At 39.9% G+C, this 1,820-nt stretch carries 1 protein-coding gene and 1 pseudogene; both read left to right on the top strand.

Translation table 11 applies throughout. From position 1 onward, the window contains the following. Positions 1-243: pseudogene (locus tag ACOVO2_RS06015) on the top strand (hypothetical protein); the annotation flags it as partial. Positions 244-345: 102 nt separating this feature from the next. Beyond that, entirely contained in the window at positions 346-1,653 is a 1,308-nt protein-coding gene (locus tag ACOVO2_RS06010; RefSeq protein WP_421769097.1) for an NCS2 family permease, read from the top strand. The last annotated feature ends 167 nt before the right edge of the window (positions 1,654-1,820 follow it).

Raw genomic sequence — 1,820 nt, 5'->3', positions numbered from 1 at the left:
TTCGTTTTTGTAAAGAAAACGCTGAGCCACAAAATACTTTTAAGTTGGAATATTATGTGTCTTTTATTGCTCATCAATATTGTGTTCAATGCACTTTTAGCTTCGCCAGTGCCATTTCAGCAATTTGCTTTTGAGCAGCCCAATATTGCGATACTTTATTTCCCGTATAATCTACTACCGAGTATGGTTGTGCCTTTGGTATTGTTTTCGCATTTGGTGGCGATTAGGCGATTATTGAAGTAAATCATGGCTTTTCTCTCTATCTCCTTTTAAAATATACCGTCAGCGTTTCTAATTCATTATTATCGTTTTATCTTGCGAAACAATCTTTGAAAGTTTCGTAATATGCCACTAAAACCTAACCTAAAAACCGAAATACTGGCGGGAGTTTCTACCTTCTTGGCCACGATGTATATTATTGTTGTCAATCCTGCCATTTTGAGTCAATCTGGAATGTCGTTCAATGGTGTACTTACGGCCACCGTTCTGCTATCATTCTTTTGTAGTTTGATGATGGGGCTTTACGCCAAAAATCCCATCGTTGTTGCCCCAGGAATGGGAATGAACGCTTTTTTTACGTTTACAGCCGTGAAAGGTATGGGTATTTCGTGGCAAGTGGCCTTGGGTGCAGTTTTTTGGGCAGGCATTATCTTTCTTTTGTTATCTATTTTCAATGTCCGTACCCAAATCGTTAAGGCTATTCCGAAGCAATTACGCTACGCCATTTCGGCAGGAATCGGACTTTTTATTACGCTCATTGGTTTTGCCAATGCCAAATTTATTGTACCGAATCCAGCCACGATGATTGGCATTGCGAGCCTGCACGACCCCATCGTCATTACTTTTCTGATTGGCTTGGCCATCACGATGATAATGCTTACGAGGCATATTCAAGGTGGAATCATCATCGGAATTCTACTGACAACGCTCATTGCTATTCCAATCGGGAGATGGTGGGGCGATGCCTCGGCCATTAATTTCGGACAAAAAACGTTGGTTACTTGGCAAGGTATTTTTTCTGCACCTGATTTTAGTTTATTGTTTCAGCTTGACATTATTAACTCACTCAAAATAAGCCTTTTACCTGTCATTTTTGCTTTTGTTTTCACCGATTTATTCGATAGTCTTTCTACATTTGTGGGCGTTGCCGAAGCAGCCGATTTGTATGATGAAGATGGCGAGCCTCGCAACATCAAGCAATCACTTTTGACCGATGCCGTAGCTACTACAATGGGCGGTTTATTGGGAACAAGTCCAGGAACGGCATTTATCGAGTCGGCGGTAGGCATTAGTCAAGGTGGGCGAACGGGCGTAACGGCCATCACAGCGGGCATTTTGTTTCTACCATTTATGTTTTTATCGCCACTTCTGAGCATTATTCCTGCTATTGCCACCGCTCCTGCTTTGATTGTAGTTGGAGTTTTGATGATGAAACCCGTCACGAAAATCAATTGGGATAAACTCGACGATGCCATTCCGGCATTTTTGGCAATGGTCTTGATTCCGTTTACTTATTCCATCACGCAGGGTATCATTTGGGGATTTTTATCGTGGACGATTATCAAAATCATCAACGGAAAAGCCAAAGAAGTTTCGTGGATGCTGATAATCATTGATATTTTTGCAATTTGGGCTTTGTATTTGGGGCATTAAAAGAATGTAGAATGTAGAATTGAGAATTAAAAATTAAGAATGTAGCAAATTCAATTACCCACTTTTTGAGCTTTTATTTTACGTATCTTTACTATGAAAACCAGACTTATATTTTTTGTATTATTCTCATTTTCAATCACTTCATTTGCTCAAAGAATTGCGATTTT

It is taken from the genome of Emticicia sp., assembly GCF_049241225.1.
Classification (GTDB): Bacteria; Bacteroidota; Bacteroidia; order Cytophagales; family Spirosomataceae; genus Emticicia.
The sequence above is the reverse complement of the archived record's forward strand: the minus strand, read 5'-3'. Positions and strand labels throughout refer to the sequence as shown.

Bases quoted from the DNA above. Each gene is read 5' to 3' on its own strand.
- ACOVO2_RS06010 (WP_421769097.1), top strand. From the start codon at position 346: ATGCCACTAAAACCTAACCTAAAAACCGAAATACTGGCGGGAGTTTCT.